The organism is Nocardiopsis sp. NPDC058631 (assembly GCF_042716955.1).
Taxonomy (GTDB): Bacteria; Actinomycetota; Actinomycetes; order Streptosporangiales; family Streptosporangiaceae; genus Nocardiopsis.
In genome coordinates this window covers 105,316-121,737 of the sequence record NZ_JBHXQY010000002.1, presented here as the reverse complement: position 1 = coordinate 121,737, position 16,422 = coordinate 105,316, and the positions used below count along the sequence as shown (strand labels likewise).

The window sequence follows — 16,422 nt, the reverse complement described above, 5'->3', positions numbered from 1 at the left end:
CCGCGTCACACGGGCAACGCCTCCGGCCGCTCGGCTAGCCGACCAGGGCCATCAGGGCCGGGACCGTCAGCACCGCGACGTAGAAGCCCATGAACTGCACACCCGTGTGCATGTTGAGGAACTTGTTCAGCAGCCCGCCCACGAGCCCCACCGTGAGGGTCACCCCGACGGCCAGCAGCCCGCCCTCGTACAGGCAGATCACCATGATCAGACCCGCGAAGGCGCCGATGATCGCCTCGTGGGAGACCTTGCGCATCACGAACGACGCGGCCCGGTGCGCGTAGGTCATCGCGAAGGGGTACGCCACGATCGACGCCAGCGCCACGCCCAGCAGCCCGTAGACCAGGAACTCGCTGCCCGACAGCAGGTTGTGCAGGTTGTTCGTGGCCCCGGTCTCGGTGTCCACCGTGTACACGGGCGGCGCGTTGAACAGCGGCGCCGCCGGACCGGCGGCCATCGGGGAGAGGGGCAGGCCCAGCGCGATCAGCGGGATCAGCGTCTCCGCGATGTAGGTGGACTCGGTCGTGCCGTTGCGCACCGACATCACCGAGGTGAGCCGGTGGTAGCCGTTCTTGATGCGCGAACCGGCGATCTCGCCCATCAGCACGGTCATGGCCACAGGGGAGAAGACGAACGTCGCGCTGGAGACACCGGCCGCCGCCGTGGTGTACCCCAGCTGCTTGCGGTCCAGCACCGCCAGCGGGTTGGGCACCCGCCCCTTCCAGGTCCGGGTGTCCGGGGCCAGGTCGAAGGTGCGCGGCGCCTCACGGCGCAGGGACGCCCGCCCCGACGGCGACAGCGCCATGAGCAGGTCCGCGATCAGTGGACCGGTCGCGATGCCCAGGAAGAAGCTGATCGACAGCGAGGTCCCGGTGGTGTTCGTGATGAACGCCTGCAGTCCCACGACCAGCAGCACGAACGGCACCAGCGCCACCACCGAGGCCAGGCGGCCCTTGGAGGTGTAGGCGATGAGCACGGCCGCGGCCACGAAGATCCACGGCGCCGCCCGGCCGATGGAGTCGGCGAAGGGGCTGAGCAGCCAGGCGAAGAGCACCGCCAGCGGCACCGAGACGAACGCGGCGATGACACCGCCCGAGATGGCCTTGCGCAGTGCGATGTGCGGGACGCCGAGTTCGCGCAGCATCTGCGCGTCCCGGAGCATCGGTACCGCCATGGTGTCGCCGGGGATGCCCAACAGGGTGGTGGGGATGGCGTGCGTGATGTGCTTGGCGACGATACCCGCCATGAAGAAGGTGAACACCCCGGGCGCGGGCACGCCCAGAAGCACCACGAGCAGGGTCAGCGGGGCCACCGTGGCGGTCTCGTCCGTACCCGAGACCAGACCGATCAGGGCGAAGACCATCGCACCGACCAGGCCCATGCCCAGTGCCCAGGCGGCGTCGGTGAGCAGTTCGGGGCTCATTCGGACACCGCCCCGCCGCGCCGCGCGTGCTGCGCCCGCAGGTCCTCGTAGAGTCCGAGCGCCCGGATCTCGTCCTGGACGGGACGGGGCAGCTCGTCGGGGTCGCCCAGGGGGCCGTACTCGGCCTCGATGGCGTCCATCGCCGCCGCGCGGCCCTCGTGGGTGGACTGCTGCTCGGTGACCACGCGTTTGGGCGCGAAGAGCCGGGCGCCGAGGAACCCGGCGATCACGCAGCCCGCCAGGCCCACGAGCAGGGCGTAGGAACCGGACAGGGCCGGGTCGGCGGAGCCGCGGGAGAAGAAGTGGTCGGCGGCCAGGTAGAGGGGCGTGGCGATGCCCACGCCCAGCGCGATCGCGCCGACCGTGTGCCTGGCGTCGACGGTGTCGCCCCAGATCTCCAGGAGGTTGGACATGGTCAGTTCCGTTCGGTGGGGGTGGCGGACGCGTGCGTGGGGCTCGGCGGCCCCGGGCGCTGCGCCGGGATGGTGGGTGCGGGGGCGGCGGCTGCCGCGTCCCCGCACGGGGTCCGGTGCATCACCGGCTCCGGAGTTCGGCCAGGACGGCCTCGGCGCGGTCGTGCCGGAACGCCTTCTCCTCGATCAGGACCGACACGACCCTGTCCACCTCGTCGGGGCCCGCGCCCACGGCGACGGCGAGGTTCCTCGCGTGCAGGGACATGTGCCCCCTCTGGATGCCCTCGCCCGCCAGGGCGCGCACGGCGGCGATGTTCTGGGCGAGGCCGACGGCGGTGACGAGCTCGCCCAGTTCCTGGGCGGTGGTCACCTCGGTGACGGCGACGGCGGCGCGCGCGGCCGGGTGGGAGCGGGTCGCCCCGCCGACCAGGCCGACCGGCATCGGCAGCTCCAGGGTCGCCACGACGTCCCCGTCCGCGTTCTTCTCGAACGCGGAAAGCGAGGAGTAGACGCCGTCGGCGTTCACGGCGTGGGAGTGGGCGCCCGCCTCGACCGCGCGGGTGTCGTTGCCGGTGGCCAGGACCACGGCGGACACGCCGTTCATGATGCCCTTGTTGTGGGTGGCGGCCCGGTAGGGGTCGGCGGCGGCGAGCCGGTAGGCGTGGATCATGTCGTCCACGATCGCGGCCCCGCCCAGGGCTTCGGCGTCCAGGACGGCGCGGGCGCGGCTCAGCCGCAGGTCGGCCTTGTTGGTGAGGATGCGCAGGACGGCCCGGCCGCCCGCGATCTCGGCCAGGCGCGGGGCCACGGCCTCGGCCATGGTGTTGACCGCGTTGGCGCCCATGGCGTCGCGCACGTCCACGACCAGGTGCGCCACGACGTAGGTGGCGCCGGGCGCCTCCACGGTGCGCACGGTCAGGTCCAGGACGCCGCCGCCCACCTCGGCGAGCTTGGGGTCCTGTGCGGCGGCGAGGGCGATCAGCTCCTCGCGGGCCTCCAGCACCCGCAGCCGGGCCCCGGCCGGGTCGACGACGTCCACGACCTGTACCTGGGCCTGCATGACGGGGCCGGTGCTGCTGGTGGTGAAGCCGCCGCGCACCCGGGCGATCCGGGCGGCGTTGCTCGCCGCCGCGACCACGGACGGCTCCTCGGTGGCCATCGGCACGAGTACGTCCCGCCCGTTGACGGTCACGTTGGTGGCGATGCCGACGGGGATGCCCATGACGCCGATGACGTTCTCGATCATGTGCTCGGCGGCCTCGACGCCCAGCCCGCCCGGCTCCAGGGCCTCGAACACGGCGGGCTCCACACCGCTCTCCCTGGCCACGGCCTCCCGGCGCTCCTGGACGGTGAGCGTGCGGAAACCGGTCAACCTGCTGTTCTGAGCCACTGCGTTCTTCCCCCGTGGAACGGGCACCGATGTGTGGTGCGTCACTGCTGTTCGGTCCATGTAAGCAGCGAACGTCACACGCAGGACATGTCCGGTTCAGACAGCAGGATCCGCGTTGGCATGTCCGTTTCGCGCAGAACGCAGACGGTGCAGGCGCGCCGCGACCGCCACCCGGAACATCGGGTCGGGCGACCTCCAGTCCGGACCGAGCAGAGCGGTCACGCGTTCCAGGCGCTGCTTGACGGTGTTGGGGTGCACGTACAGGGCGCGGGCGGCGCGCGAGACGCTGCCGCCGCCGTCGGCGTAGGCCGCGATCGTCGCCGCGAGCTCGGTGCGGTGGTGCAGGTCCCAGTCGACCACCGGGCCGATCATCCGCTCGACGAAGGCCAGCGCCCGGGCGCCGTCGGTGCCGAACATCGCCAGGTAGGGCGCGTAGTCGTCGGCCTCGTAGGCCCCGTCGGCCACACCCAGGGCCGGCAGGAGGCCCGCGCACTCCCACGCCTCGGCCAGGGCCGCGCCGATGCCGGCCGGTCCGGTGACCCGCGAGGCCACCGCGAGCAGCGGCCCCTCCTCCCGCGCGGACCTGCTGCGGTGCACCTGGCGGGCGGCGGCGCCCGGGTCGCCGCCGGGGACCAGCACGGCCACGCCCTCGCCCTGCGCCGCGACCAGCCACCTGCGGTTGGCGGCGGACAGCGCGCGCAGCAGCGGGTGGCGCGCCTGGTCGGGGACGGGCACCACCACCCCGGACCAGGACTGGTCGAGGACGATGCCGCGCGCGGTGGCCCGGCGCTCCAGGGCGTCCATGTCGGCGGAGCCGGAGACCAGGTCCAGGGCCAGTTCGCCCCGGACGCGCTCCTCCGCGTCGGTCAGCGCCTCGCGCTGCATGGTCAGCAGGGCCACGATCTGGCCCGAGCGCTCGATGGTGCGCCGCTCCACGTCGGTGAGCGGGGTCGGGCCCACGCCCACGAGCAGCAGGCCCAGCAGTTCCGAACCGGCGATCGCGGCTGCGACCACGTCGAGGCCCTCCGCTGCGACCGGGGCGCAGTGGCCCGAGGCGCGGCTCCGCTCGGCGGCCCGCACGGCCGACGCGACCAGCCGCCCCTGCCTCCACCAGCGGCCGCCCCCGTCGGCGGTCGCCGCGACCGGACGCAGCTCGCGGTCGGCGATGGCCACGGGCCGCCCCAGGGACTCGGCCAGCGTGGCCGCCACCTCGCGGGGCCCGTGGCCGGACAGCACCAGTGCGGTCAGGCGCTCGTGCACGCGGGCGGAGGCGTTCATGGCCTCCAGGTGGCGCTCGGCGCGGGACTGGGCGTCCTCGGCCCGGCCTGCTGCGTCGGTCACCGCCGAGAACAGCCGGGCGGTGTGCAGGATGACCGCGGCGTGGTCGGCGAAGGCCGAGAGCAGCGCGATCTCGTCGCTGGCGAAGGAGCGTGTGGACCGGTCCGCGGCGAAGAGGACGCCGAGGACCTCGCCGTTGGCGGCCATCGGCACGCCGAGGAGGGACCGCAGCCGTTCCTCACCGACGGCGGCGTCGATCTCGGGGTCGCGGTCGAGGTCGTCCTCCGCGCCGTAGTCGGCCGTCCACTGGGGCGACCCGGTGCGCACGACCCGGCTGGCGATACCCATCCCCGCGGGGACGCGCAACCCCTGGAAGCGCGGGGAGACCGTGCCCCGGCTCGCCCGGACGAACAGCTCGTCGGTGCTCTCGTCGTAGACGGAGAGGTAGGTGACGTCGGTGCTGACCAGGTCGTGGGCGCGGTCCACGAGTTTGCGCAGCAGGGCCTGCACGTCGCGGACCTCGACCAGGTCGCGGGTGCTGGCGATCAGCGCGGACAGCTCGCCGTCGCGCCGCCGCAGCCGGCCGAACCCGGCGGCCGCGCGCTGCGCGCGGACGACCACCCCGTCGTCCACGGGACCGAGGAGCGAACGCACGTCCTCGGCGGAGACCTGGTCGCCGGACTCCACTCTGGCCAGGAGTTCGACGACCGCGCGCTGGCCCCGGGAGTCGAGTCGCGCGGGAGTGTCGTGCATCACGTAAGTATCGCATCTCCTCTGGTGGGAGGGCCTACCGGCTGCCTCCGCGGCGCCGGGGCGCCCGTGCGCCGCACGGGCTGGGAGCGGTGGGGGGAGCTGCGCCGCGCCGTCGGCCGACCTCCGGCGGCCCCCGGGCCGGCCCGCACGGCAGGAGCCGCCCCCGGGGGCTGGTCACACCCGTGGACGCGCCTTCCGGGAGCAGCCGAGGAACACGCGCCACTCGTCGACGGGGAAGGACAGGAACCCCGCCTCCCGGTTCCGGGCGTCACGCACGTCCGCCCCCCTCTCGTGTTCGCGGGCCTCCACGCAGTGGGACCCGCTCTCGGAGTAGGTCGACTTGTGCCAGAGGTTCACAGCATCTCCCGCAGGAACTCAACCGTGTGGTTCACAGGAAGTGCCATACTCAGCGCATCACGGACCTTCCTCTCCAATATGGCCGTGTCCGCGGGCGCCTGGTGCACGAAGTTGCCTCCGCCGTGGTCCGAGGACGCAATACTTGATCCGTCCCGCAACCGGTACACCTGGACCGGAGCAACCGATGCAAGATACAGGGAGCCGTTCGGGAACACCTGAACCGCGGTCCGGCCGCGCGCCACCATGTGCAGAAGCGACTCGGCCTGCTCCTTCCTGACCGCTTCCGGCATCCATTCCAGTGCGAACTGGGGGAACACCGCAGTGATCAGCGGATTGTTCCTTCCAGCCAATGCCTCGTACCGCCGAACACGCAATTGCGACAAACGCTCTATCTCTTCCTCCGGTGCGGTCGGCCGCCCCGCCCGAAACACCTCACGCGCGTACGAATGGCACTGGACCAGGCCTGGAACGACGGACACCGTGACGGTGTCGATCGACACCGCCTCGTTCTCCAGGTCTCCCAGCGACCGCATGAACGAGGGAATCTCGGACCCCGACAGCTCCAGACGCCACTCCCGGAGCAGCACGCCGTTGCCTCCGAGAAGCTCGCTCAACTGCCTCACCCGGTCCTGCCTGGGGCGCGCCTTGCCGCTCTCCCACCTGGACAGGGTCGAAGCGGCCACGCCAGGACCGAGCCTCTGCGCCAACTGGCGCTGCGTGTAACCATTCAATTCACGCGCTTTGCGCAGAGATGTCCCGAAAATATTTGCACTCATGGAGAAAATTCAAGCACCGAAGTGCACATTCGACCATAGGGATACAGAGAAATTCCTATCACTGGTGCAATGGCCGGGCTCTCCACGATGCTGGGAACATGCACCGAACGAATCTGAACACGGACGTGTTCGCCAGGGCCGCAGAGGCCTTCACAGAACAACGGGGGCTCGTCTTCACCATCGAGTGGCGGCGCTTCCCGTGGACGCGCCGGCCCGACGTCGACCGGGCCCTGGTCGGCCCCGCCTACCTGGGGAACGTCTCCATCGGCCTCAAGGACGGCTACACCTGGGGGTACCAGGACCGCGAGGGCACCTGGCGCTACGTCCACCGCGACCGGCTCGACCTGCTGGTGGACTCCGTCGTCGAGGACCGCGCGGGCCACTCGCCGCCCCTCCCCCGGCGCAGTGGCCGCGGACCGGTCGGGGAGCACCGGGAGTGACGGGCAGCGGCGGCGGACAGCGCCCACCGGTCGCGCCGCGCGTCGGCCCGCTCGCTTCGGGCCGCCCCTCCCCGGGCCGACCGGTGGAGGCCGCTGTCGACGAGCAGGGGGACGGGTTCCGGCACTGATCTTGTGGTCTGCTCACCAAGGGTTACGGAAGGCTGTGCTCCTGCGCCACGTGAGCTCTTCGGAGGCCGGTGAGGCACTCCTGCCGCTACTCCGCCCGCGTCACTACTCGTGACACACCACAGGGTCAGTGCCAGGACCCTGACACGTCAGTACCGCGGCCCTTTCGAGCCGTGGTCGCTCCCGGTGGCATTCGGAGGCCGCGGTGCGCGCGGTCGTGGCCGCCTGTGGCCCGAGGTGTAGCCGGTGCGACCAGGGGAACGTGGTAACCCACGGCCAGGTTGGGGCGTGGGCGTGAAAACTCCGGGGGGCGACGATGACAGGTGACCGGATCGGGCTGGCGAAGGTACTCGCCGCGGCGGAGGCCGCTGCGCCCATGGCCTCTCTCGATGTGGTGGCGCGCAATCTGCGCGACCGGTTCGAAGCGCGCTCGGTGTCGTTCCTGTTCGTCGACCTCGTCGGTCAGCAGGTGGTACGGGTCGGCGACGAGACCACCACGCAGGCCGGCGACCACAACAGTCAGATCCCGTTGGAGGGCAGCATCTACCAGCGGGTACTGCGCACCCAGGAACTGACGCAGGACTCCGGCGGTGGGGACGGACAGCGGGTGCTCGCCCCGGTGACCAACCGCGGCGACACCATCGGCGTCCTGGATCTGGTCCTGCCGTACGTCACCGCGGAGATCCTGGAGGAGGTCAGCGAGGCCGCGCACGCACTGGCGTACATCATCGTCACCGACCGCCGTTTCACCGACCTCTACCACTGGGGCCAGCGCACCAGGCCCATCAGCCTGGCCGCGGAGATCCAGAACCAGCTCCTGCCCGGCGCGGCCTCCTGCGAAGCCGCTCAGTTCGCCCTGGCCGCGGCTCTGGTTCCCGCCGACTCCAACGCCGGCGACACCTACGACTACACCCTCGACCACGACACCCTGCACCTGTCCATCACCGACGCCATGGGCCACGACGTCAACGCCGCCCTCATGGCCACGCTCCTGGTCAACGCCTCCCGCGGCGCCCGCCGCGTCGGCGCCGGCCTGGTCGAGCAGGCACAGCAGACCCACCAAGCCCTCCTGGACCACGGCGACCACACGCTCGCCACCGGTCAGATGGTGCGCATCGCCCTGGACGGAAGCGGCGCCCGGCTCGTCAACGCCGGACACCCCTGGCCGCTGCTCCTGCGCGAGGGCCTGGTGAACGAGGTGCGCCTGGACGTCGACCTGCCCTTCGGTGTCCCCGGGCCCAGCGCCTACCACGTACAGGATCTCGACCTGCGCCCCGGCGACCGCCTCGTCCTCTACACCGACGGCGTGCAGGAACGCCAGGCCGAAACCGTCGACCTGCCCCACCTGATCCGTGAGACCGCCGACGAACGGCCCCGTGAGGTCGTGCAGTCCCTGATCGCCGCGGTCACCGAGGCGTGCGCCGGACACCTGGAGGACGACGCCACCGTTGTGTGCCTGGACTGGCACGGCCACTCCTCCCAAGGCCGCCACACCTGAGCCGGAGCCGACAGGTGAGCACTGGTCTGCGCTGTTTCCGAAGCTCTGGTAGGAGCTTCGACGAGATGGCCCGGGTGGCCCTGCGCGCGCCACAGACGGTCCTCAAGTACCTGCACGACACGCGGGACGTGGAGTTGCGGGAACGCGAGCGCCTGTGGTCTCGTACGGGCATCGACCCGGACGAAGCCGAGCCCCGCGCCCAGGACAGGCCGAACGCTGACGCGGAACCGCTGGCCGAAGGGCTGGTGACCTGAGGATCCACGGACGTCTCCGTGGCCGGCCGCGGCGGGAGCGGAAGGCAGGCCCCGGCGCCGCGACCGGCGAGAACTGGTCTACGATCGATCCGCGCGCCCGGGTCCACGCCCTCACCGGGCAGGGCGCGAAACGGTACTACGGGAACTCACCTGAGGAAGCACACATGGGTATCGGAGCACGCGAGATCCTGGTACTGCTCGTCATCGCTCTGCTGCTGTTCGGCGCGAAGCGGTTGCCCGACCTGGCCCGCTCGCTGGGGCGCAGCGCACGCATTCTCAAGACCGAGATGAGGACCACCGCCGACTCCGGCGGGGACACGGGTACGGAGCCGGCCGGGGCCACCGCCCCGGACCGGCCGCAGCAGGCACAGCCCCGCCCGAAGGCGGTGGCGTACGCCGCCGCGCCGGCCGGACCCCCGTTGGAGGGCACGGTCGTCAGCCACCGCCGCACGGACGGGTAGGGCGCCCGGGCGCCCCGCAGAGCGCCCGGTCTACGGGCGGCGGGCGACCGGTGCGCCCGCCGTGCGAAGGCGTCGGCGCAAGCAGGAGCACGGGCGCCGCGGTGCCGCTTCCCGCCCCCCGGGGCGGGGCACGACGCGGTCCACTCCCTACCCGCCGGGGGCTCCCGCCGAGATCCGGTCGAGCCATTCGCGCAGGAGGGCGGACTCGGCCCCGGTGAGGGCCCCCGGGGCTCCGGGCAGCAGGGCGGCCAGCCGCAGGGCCGCGGGCCCCGCACCCGGCCCGCCGGCTTCCGCCTCCTCCGCACCGGGGTCCTCGGTGAGCAGGTCGGCGAAGAGGGCGTCACGGACGCGGTGGGACAGGCCGGGGTCGGTGTAGAGGTCGGGCTGGCTGACCAGGTTCAGGGCGACGCCGACGTTGGCCGACATGACGGCCTGGGCGGCGCGGTGCGGCTCGACCCGCAGGCGCCCGGCCGCCGCACAGCGGGCGAGGACCTGTTCCAGCATGGAGAACGCCTCCTTGGACGCACTCGGCATCTCCGCCAGGTGCGGGGAGAACATCAGCCGGTAGACGGCCGGGTGCGCGAGCGCGAAACCGGTGTGCGCGTCCCACCCCCTGCGCAGGTCGCTGACGGGGTCCTCCGAGCGCCCGGCGGAGCGCTTGGCGCCCAGGTAGCGCTCGAACCCGTAGTCCACGAGCGCGCTGAGCAGCCCGTTCTTGTCCCCGAAGAGCCGGTAGAGGACGGGGGCGCCCACACCGGCGGCCTCGCACACCGCCCGGGTCGCGATGTCCCGGTCGGGTGACTCGTCGAGCAGGCGTTCGGCCGCCTCCAGCATCTTCGTGCGCGTGTCCACGTGCCGAGGATAGTCACTGCTCGCACCGGAGCGCAGCCCGGTGATAACAAAGTTACGTTTGTCACGTATCAAAGATACAGCCATGGCGTTATCGTCGATAACAGATGTAGCGAAACGTCGATACGAACCAGGGAAGCGCCATGGACATCCAGAACACGCAACGGGTCGCCGTCGTCACCGGAGCCTCCGGCGGCATCGGACGCGCCGTCGCCGAACGCCTCGCCCGTGACGGGATGCCCGTCGTCGTGCACTACGCGGGCAACGCCGCGCGCGCCGAGGAGACCGTCGCCTCCATCACCGCCGGGGGCGGGCGGGCCGTCGCGGCCCGCGCCGACGTCGCCGACGCCGCGCAGGTGCAAGCGCTCTTCGACACGGCCGAGGAGGCCTTCGGCGGAGTGGACGTCGTCGTGCACACCGCCGGGGTCCTCAGGCTCGCCCCGGTGGCGGAACAGGACCTGGACGCCCTCGACGACCTCCTGCGCACCAACGTGCGCGGCACGTTCGCGGTCGCCCAGCAGGCCGCCCGCCGGGTCCGTGACGGAGGCGCGGTCGTCACCTTCTCGACCTCGGTCGTCAAACTCGCCTTCCCCGGCTACGCGGGGTACGCGGCGAGCAAGGGCGCCGTGGACGCGCTCACCCCGGTCCTCGCCCGCGAGCTGCGCGGTCGCGACATCACGGTCAACTCCGTCGCCCCGGGTCCCACCGCCACCCCGCTGTTCCTGGAGGGAAAGGACCAGGAGACCATCGACCGGCTCGCCGCCCAGCCCCCGCTGGGGCGCCTGGGCCTTCCGGAGGACATCGCCGAGTCGGTCGCCTTCCTCGCCGGCCCCGGACGCTGGATCAACGGCCAGACCGTCTACGCCAACGGCGGCATCGTCTGACCCCGCCGCGCACGTCCCGGCCGACGGAACCGTGCCCAGCGCCCCGCTTCTCCCCGGAAGCACCGGAGTTGGTGAAATCGCCGTCAACGTGCGCCAAGTCGCCCGTGGGTCGTTCCGCGTCGCACCCCCCGGTGTTTCGCTGACGGTGACACTTCACCACCGTGAGCGACGAAGGGGGCTCCATGACGGAGGCAAACGAGGACGGCCCACGCACGGAGCCGCGTGAACCCCTGAGCAACTGGGTTCCACTGGGCCTGGCCGCCGCCGCGGTCGCCGTCCTCGTCGGCGGCTGGCCGCTGGTCAACGCGCTCCTGCCCGGCTCCGAGTCCGTGCCCTCCGGCGAACCCGTGCCCGTCGGGGCCGGAGGGGACTACCGGGCGTCGCTGACCTTCCCCCAGGACGGCTGGCTCCTGGACACCGGTGCCAGCCAGGCCGGACAGACCTACCGCTTCGACCGCGGCCCCGTGCAGCTGACGCTCATCTCCGTCACCCCCGTGACCGAACCGCCTCCCACCGCGGAGCAGCTGTGGGACGGCATGCGCAAAATCGCCCGCGCGGGCGAGGCGTCGGCACAGCTGAGCGCCCCGGAGGCGATCTCGACCGAGGAGGGGGCCGAGGGCCTGACCGGCACCCTCACCAGCGACTCGCAGCAGGGCGCGGCGGTGGTCTACCCCTCCCCCGACGGCGGCTTCGCCGTGGAGATGACGCTCGCGGGCCAGGACGCGACGACGGCCGACCTGGCCGCGGTCGCCGACGTCGTGCGGTCGGTCTCGTTCACCCAGGGGGGAGCCGCATGAGCCCGGCACCCGAGGACCCGCGCCTCCCGGCCACGACCGACCGGGGGGCGGTGCCGCCCCCGCGCCGCTCGGCCCATGACCCGCAGGGACCGCGGCCCGTCCCCCCGCCGCGGCACGGCACGGAGCTCACCGCGCGCGGCCGGCGGCTTCCCGCGCTGGCCGCGCTCGTCCTGATGACGGTGCTGTGCCTGGCCGGGCTGTTGTACCTGGCCTGGCGGTTCGCGCTCCCGGTACGGGTGTTCCTCCCCGAGGCGCTCCTGGGGCTGGTCCTCGGCGCGGCGACGCTGGTGTTCGGGTTCTGGGTGCTGCGCCGCATCCGCCCCGTGCGGGAGCCCTACGCCGACGCGTCCCTGGTCGCGGTGGCCTGGGGCCTGTTCGCGGCGACCGGCGCCGGGGTCGTCGCCAACGCGGGCCTGGGGTCGGTCTGGGCCAAGGGCCTGGGGCTGGACCTGGCGGGCGACTGGGGCGCCGCACTGACCGCCCCGCTCAACGAGGAACTGCTCAAGCTGGCGGGGATCGTGCTCGTCGCGGTGGCCTTCCCGTCCGCCGTGCGCGGCCCCGTGGACGGGTTCGCGATCGGTTCCCTGGTGGGCCTGGGGTTCGAGGTGACCGAGAACTTCGTCTACTCGATCAACGCGGTGCTCATGGCGGGCGGCACCGGCGGCCTCGTGCCGGTGGTGCAGGCGACCGTCCTCCGTGTGGGGCTGACCGGGCTGGGCTCGCACTGGGCGCTGTCGGCCGTCGCGGGCACCGCCGTGGGTCTGCTGGCCGCCGTGGCCTGGCGGCCCCGGCCCCGCCGTGCGGTGGGCGCCGCCCTGCTGGTGGTGCTCGCGATGGCGCTCCACTGGCTCCTGGACGCACCCGTGCTCGGCGGCCTGCCGGGCGTCCTGTTCACGGTCGCCGGGATCTTCGCGACAACGATGGCCGTGTACTTCACCGTGCGCCACACCTACCGGCGCCGGGTCCGCGCAGCCCTGGCGGCCGAGGCGGAGGAGCTCGGCATGCGCAGGTCGGCGGCCGTCGCCCTGGCCACGAGGCACGGTCGACGCCGCGAACTGCAGCGTGTCGCGCAGCCGGAGCGGGCCGCCGTCGCCGCCAGGCAGGAGCAGATGGTGGAGACGGCCGAGGACCGGGCCGCACGGTACGCCACCTGACACCCGGGCGCGACGGTCCGAACCCCTCGGCCGGGGCGTCCCGCCCGGACAGGCGGCCTGCGAAGGAGCGGTCAGGCCCCCGGACGGGTCCAGCGCTGGAGCAGGGTGCCCCCGGACTCGATCAGCACCCGGGGCACGAGCGGGCGGTCCGCGACCGCTCCCACGGCGACGCGCTGCTCCGCCCCGCCGGCCAGCAGTGGCACGACGGTCAGGCACAGCTCGTCCAGGAGTCCCGCGGCGGCCACGTCGGCGAGCAGGCGCGGACCCCCCTCGCAGAGCACACGCGCCAGCCCGCGCCCGGCCAGGGCCCCGACGGCCGCGGGCAGGTCCACGGAGTCGCCGCCCACCACCAGCACCCGGTCGGCGCCCAGGGTGTCCCGGGCCCGGTCCAACGCCTGCTCGCCGGCGGCCGCACAGGTCACCATCAGCACACCGCCCCGGCCGCCGCCGGCGTCACCGGCCCCGCCCTCCGGGGCCGCCGCGAGCAGCGGCGGCACCGCGGCCGTCCGGCTGACCACGGCCAGCTCCGGGTGGGCCGTACGGCCCTGCGCGACCGCGAGCGCCGCCCGGCCCCCGCTGCGCGGGCGGGCGCGCCGGTACCCTTCGGCCCGGGCGGTTCCCGCGCCGACCAGCACGACGTCGGCCAGATCACGCAACAGCGTGTAGACCACCAGGTCGGCGGGGGTGTTGATGGTCCCCGTCCGCCCGTCGTTGCCGGCCGCCGCCCCGTCGAGGGTCGCGACCATGTTCGCGCGCACCCAGGGGCGGTCCACCGTGTCGGGGTAGGCGTAGAGCCCCTCCAGCGCGGTCTCGTCCAGGAGTTCGCCGGGAGCGGCACCCCCGGGAAGGACGTCGTTCAGTAGCAGGCGCACGCCCGCCTCCCCCCACAGCCAGGACCCACGGTTCCCCTCCTCCACCGCCGCGCCCCCGGGGCGGCCGCCCCGGGGGCGGCACCGCTCAACCGGTCACGCACGGCCACACCGCCACGAAGTACATGACGCCGAACGGGTCGTCGGCGTAGAGCACCTCGGGCCGCACTGGTGCCCCGCCGCGGCCGACCGCACCGGCCATGGCCTGGAACGCGGCCCGGCCCGCCACCAGCAGCTCCTCCGCCAGGGCAGGATCCATCCGCAGCAGACCGTCCCGGTCCCCCTCGGCCAGTGACCGGCGGATCTCCTCGTCGAAACCGAAGGCTCGCTCGTCCAGGTGTCCGGGTGCCCTGAGCCCGCGCCTGGCACTGCCGTCGCCCATGACGAGCAGGGCGACCCGCCCCGGGCGCTGCGCGATCCGCGCCCCCAGGGCCTCCGCCTCGGCGGCGGAGGCGTCCCAGGCCACCGTCACCATGTGCACCGGTCTCGCGTACCCGACCGTGTCGAGGAGCCGCCGGGCCACGCCCAGGCTCAGCGGGAGCGCCCGATCCCGGGGCACCCGCTCCCCGGTTCCGCCGAACTCACGGACCGGGACCGCTCCCCCGGCGCACCCGCCCGACACCTCGTGCCCGCCGACCACCACGACCGCGTCCGGTGCGAGCCCGGCCAGCGCCTCCAGCGCCTCCGTGCACGCCTTGCGCAGGTCGGCGGCCACGTCCTGGCCTCCGGTGAGCTCCCGCAGCAGTAGCGGCGGGTGCGGGCAGACCACTGTTCCCACGATCACGGACGCCTCCTCACGCCAGCCCGCGCACGGTCCGTGCGGGGGGTCGGACCCCGCGGATGGAGGCGACCATGTCGAGCACCTGCCGGGTCTGCACCACCTCGTGCACCCGGTAGACCTGTGCTCCCAGCCAGGCGCACACGGCGGTCGCCGCGAGCGTCCCGGTCAGGCGCTCCCCCACCGGAAGGTCGAGGGTCTCCCCCACGAAGTCCTTGTTGGACAGCGACACCAGCACCGGCCACCCGGTCGCCGTCATCTCGCCCAGGCGCCGGGTCAGCTCCAGGGAGTGCCAGGTGTTCTTGCCGAAGTCGTGCGCCGGGTCGATGATCGCGGACGCCGGGTCCACCCCGAGGGACACCGCGCGTTCGGCCAGACCGACGGTGTGGTCGATCGCGTCGCGCACCACGTCCTCGTAGTGCGCCCGGTGCGGCCGGGTGCGCGGGGTGACACCACCGGTGTGGGTGCACACCAGGGCCGCGCCGAACTCGGCCGCGACCTCGGCCAGCCCCGGGTCGTACCCGCCCCAGGCGTCGTTGAGCAGGTCCGCCCCGGCCTCGCACACCGCCCGGCCCACGGACGCCCGCCAGGTGTCCACGCTGATGACCAGGTCGGGGAACTCGGCCCGGACGCCGGCCACGAAGTCCACGACCCGGCGCTTCTCCTCGTCGGCGCCGATCTCCTCGCCGGGGGCCGCCTTGATGCCGCCGATGTCGACGATGTCGGCGCCCTCGGCGACGACCCGGCGCACACGCTCGAACGCGGGCCCGTCGTCCCAGGTGGCACCCTTGTCGTAGAAGGAGTCGGTGGTGCGGTTGACGATCGCCATGACCAGCGGCGTGTCCGCGTCGTACTCCCGGCCGCGCAACCTCAGCACCGGTTCGCCACCCCCTCCAGTCCGCTCGGCAGGTCCGCGCGCGCGGCCCCGCCGTCCTGCGGCGCCGCGCCGGTTCCGGCCTCGGCCGCGGGCGGGCGCTCCACGACGCTGACCGAGGTCGCGCGAGGCCGGCCCCGCCCCTCCCCCGAGCCGAACTGCTGGATCTCGACCCGGTCGGAGCCGCGGTCGATCCCCGACCGGCGGTCGGCGACCGCGAGGAGTTCGGTGGCCATGGCCCCCAGGTCACGCAGCGATTGGTGGCGGTGGGCCCGGCGGCCCAGGTCCACCTGGGCGATGGCGTCCACGCCGCGCCGCAGGTGGGTGTCGACCAGGACGGCGAGTTCGACGCCGTAGCCGGTCGGCACCGACAGCTGGGAGAACAGGTCACGGCGGACGGCCCACTCGCCCGACAGCGGTTGGACCACGCCCGACAGCACGGGCCAGCGCAGGGCGATGGTGGGGCGGGCCACGAGTTCGGTGACCCGGCCGCCCTCGTAGGACGCGGCCTGCCCGGAGCCGCCCGGCAGGTCCAGGACCCGGTCGTAGAAACCCTTGACCAGGGACACACCCGGTTCGGTGAGCAGGGGGCCGAGCAGCCCGGACACGAAGTGGGGGCCCCACTGCACGAGGTCGGCGTCGAGGAAGGCGACGATGTCGCCGGAGGTCACGAACTGCGACTTCCACATCGCCTCGCCCTTGCCCCGTTGGTGGCCCAGGTCGGGCCGGACGTCGGCGACGCGGTGAACGGTCGCCCCGGCCGCACGGGCGAGGGCTGCGGTGTCGTCGGCGGAGTCGGAGTCCATGACGACGACCTCGTCCAAAAGGGGCGCGTCCTCCACCAGCGCCTCCCGGACGCGGGCGACGATGCCGCCGACGGTCGCGGCCTCGTCGCGCGCCGGTATCACCAGGCTGACCGTGCTGCCCCGCCGGCGTTTGAGTTCGACCAGCCGCTCGACCGACCAGTCCGAGGACCGGTAGGTACGACGTCCGAACCACGCGTTCTCCACAGAAGCCTCCCCAGCGGCCAACCCTAGGGCACGTCCGG

18 protein-coding genes are annotated in these 16,422 nt (G+C 73.2%); 7 read left to right on the top strand and 11 right to left on the bottom strand.

The window, feature by feature from the left end:
* Positions 1 to 34: 34 nt before the first annotated feature.
* From ACFWTE_RS01780 to ACFWTE_RS01755, 6 genes are all read right to left on the bottom strand, one after another.
* Positions 35 to 1,423 carry a tripartite tricarboxylate transporter permease gene (locus ACFWTE_RS01780; protein WP_378776917.1) on the bottom strand — a complete coding sequence of 463 codons (1,389 nt, stop codon included), beginning with the start codon at positions 1,421 to 1,423 and terminating at the stop codon, positions 35 to 37.
* Positions 1,420 to 1,836, bottom strand: a complete 417-nt coding sequence (locus tag ACFWTE_RS01775; protein WP_378776915.1) for a hypothetical protein — start codon at positions 1,834 to 1,836, stop codon at positions 1,420 to 1,422. Before ACFWTE_RS01775 ends, ACFWTE_RS01780 begins: the two co-directional genes overlap by 4 nt.
* Before the next feature lie 121 nt (positions 1,837 to 1,957).
* On the bottom strand, positions 1,958 to 3,226 hold the full coding sequence (locus ACFWTE_RS01770) for a hydroxymethylglutaryl-CoA reductase, degradative (RefSeq protein WP_378776913.1): 1,269 nt from the start codon (positions 3,224 to 3,226) through the stop codon (positions 1,958 to 1,960).
* 96 nt (positions 3,227 to 3,322) lie between these two features.
* Positions 3,323 to 5,257, bottom strand: coding sequence for a helix-turn-helix domain-containing protein (locus tag ACFWTE_RS01765; protein WP_378776911.1), 1,935 nt, complete (start codon positions 5,255 to 5,257; stop codon positions 3,323 to 3,325).
* 174 nt (positions 5,258 to 5,431) lie between these two features.
* Positions 5,432 to 5,614 (bottom strand): DUF397 domain-containing protein, encoded by a 183-nt coding sequence (locus ACFWTE_RS01760; RefSeq protein WP_378776909.1) that lies wholly within the window; start codon positions 5,612 to 5,614, stop codon positions 5,432 to 5,434.
* A complete protein-coding gene (locus tag ACFWTE_RS01755; protein ID WP_378776907.1) occupies positions 5,611 to 6,390 on the bottom strand; it encodes a Scr1 family TA system antitoxin-like transcriptional regulator in 780 nt (259 codons plus the stop codon). The genes ACFWTE_RS01760 and ACFWTE_RS01755 overlap by 4 nt, the downstream gene beginning before the upstream one ends.
* Positions 6,391 to 6,488: 98 nt before the next feature.
* On the opposite strand from ACFWTE_RS01755, the gene ACFWTE_RS01750 reads away from it, so the two are divergent.
* The 4 genes from ACFWTE_RS01750 to tatA all read left to right on the top strand — a co-directional run bounded on the left by ACFWTE_RS01750 (position 6,489) and on the right by tatA (position 9,169).
* Complete coding sequence (locus ACFWTE_RS01750) at positions 6,489 to 6,830, top strand: hypothetical protein (RefSeq protein ID WP_378776904.1); 342 nt, start codon at positions 6,489 to 6,491, stop codon at positions 6,828 to 6,830.
* Positions 6,831 to 7,272: 442 nt separating this feature from the next.
* A complete protein-coding gene (locus ACFWTE_RS01745; RefSeq protein WP_378776902.1) occupies positions 7,273 to 8,454 on the top strand; it encodes a PP2C family protein-serine/threonine phosphatase in 1,182 nt (393 codons plus the stop codon).
* Positions 8,455 to 8,468: 14 nt separating this feature from the next.
* Positions 8,469 to 8,708 (top strand): hypothetical protein, encoded by a 240-nt coding sequence (locus ACFWTE_RS01740; protein WP_378776900.1) that lies wholly within the window; start codon positions 8,469 to 8,471, stop codon positions 8,706 to 8,708.
* Between the two features lie 164 nt (positions 8,709 to 8,872).
* Entirely contained in the window at positions 8,873 to 9,169 is a 297-nt protein-coding gene (gene tatA / locus ACFWTE_RS01735) for a twin-arginine translocase TatA/TatE family subunit (protein ID WP_378776898.1), read from the top strand.
* Between the two features lie 147 nt (positions 9,170 to 9,316).
* Here the strand turns inward: tatA and ACFWTE_RS01730 are convergent, their stop codons facing one another.
* Positions 9,317 to 10,021 carry a TetR/AcrR family transcriptional regulator gene (locus tag ACFWTE_RS01730; protein WP_378776896.1) on the bottom strand — a complete coding sequence of 235 codons (705 nt, stop codon included), beginning with the start codon at positions 10,019 to 10,021 and terminating at the stop codon, positions 9,317 to 9,319.
* A 140-nt stretch (positions 10,022 to 10,161) separates the two neighbouring features.
* Here ACFWTE_RS01730 and ACFWTE_RS01725 point away from each other — a divergent pair, with 140 nt between their 5' ends.
* From ACFWTE_RS01725 to ACFWTE_RS01715, 3 genes are all read left to right on the top strand, one after another.
* Positions 10,162 to 10,902: an SDR family oxidoreductase gene (locus ACFWTE_RS01725; RefSeq protein WP_378776894.1), complete on the top strand. Its 741-nt coding sequence runs from the start codon at positions 10,162 to 10,164 to the stop codon at positions 10,900 to 10,902.
* Between the two features lie 182 nt (positions 10,903 to 11,084).
* Positions 11,085 to 11,699: a hypothetical protein gene (locus tag ACFWTE_RS01720; protein ID WP_378776893.1), complete on the top strand. Its 615-nt coding sequence runs from the start codon at positions 11,085 to 11,087 to the stop codon at positions 11,697 to 11,699.
* Positions 11,696 to 12,853 (top strand): PrsW family intramembrane metalloprotease, encoded by a 1,158-nt coding sequence (locus ACFWTE_RS01715; RefSeq protein ID WP_378776891.1) that lies wholly within the window; start codon positions 11,696 to 11,698, stop codon positions 12,851 to 12,853. Before ACFWTE_RS01720 ends, ACFWTE_RS01715 begins: the two co-directional genes overlap by 4 nt.
* A gap of 71 nt (positions 12,854 to 12,924) precedes the next feature.
* Here the strand turns inward: ACFWTE_RS01715 and ACFWTE_RS01710 are convergent, their stop codons facing one another.
* The 4 genes from ACFWTE_RS01710 to ACFWTE_RS01695 all read right to left on the bottom strand — a co-directional run bounded on the left by ACFWTE_RS01710 (position 12,925) and on the right by ACFWTE_RS01695 (position 16,384).
* Positions 12,925 to 13,725, bottom strand: coding sequence for a dihydrofolate reductase family protein (locus ACFWTE_RS01710; RefSeq protein WP_378776889.1), 801 nt, complete (start codon positions 13,723 to 13,725; stop codon positions 12,925 to 12,927).
* A gap of 85 nt (positions 13,726 to 13,810) precedes the next feature.
* The gene (locus ACFWTE_RS01705; protein ID WP_378776887.1) at positions 13,811 to 14,506 is read right to left on the bottom strand and encodes a class III extradiol dioxygenase subunit B-like domain-containing protein; all 696 of its coding nucleotides are present in this window, start codon (positions 14,504 to 14,506) and stop codon (positions 13,811 to 13,813) included.
* Between the two features lie 10 nt (positions 14,507 to 14,516).
* A complete protein-coding gene (gene folP / locus ACFWTE_RS01700; protein ID WP_378776885.1) occupies positions 14,517 to 15,377 on the bottom strand; it encodes a dihydropteroate synthase in 861 nt (286 codons plus the stop codon).
* Complete coding sequence (locus ACFWTE_RS01695; RefSeq protein ID WP_378776883.1) at positions 15,371 to 16,384, bottom strand: glucosyl-3-phosphoglycerate synthase; 1,014 nt, start codon at positions 16,382 to 16,384, stop codon at positions 15,371 to 15,373. The genes folP and ACFWTE_RS01695 overlap by 7 nt, the downstream gene beginning before the upstream one ends.
* Between the last annotated feature and the right edge of the window lie 38 nt (positions 16,385 to 16,422).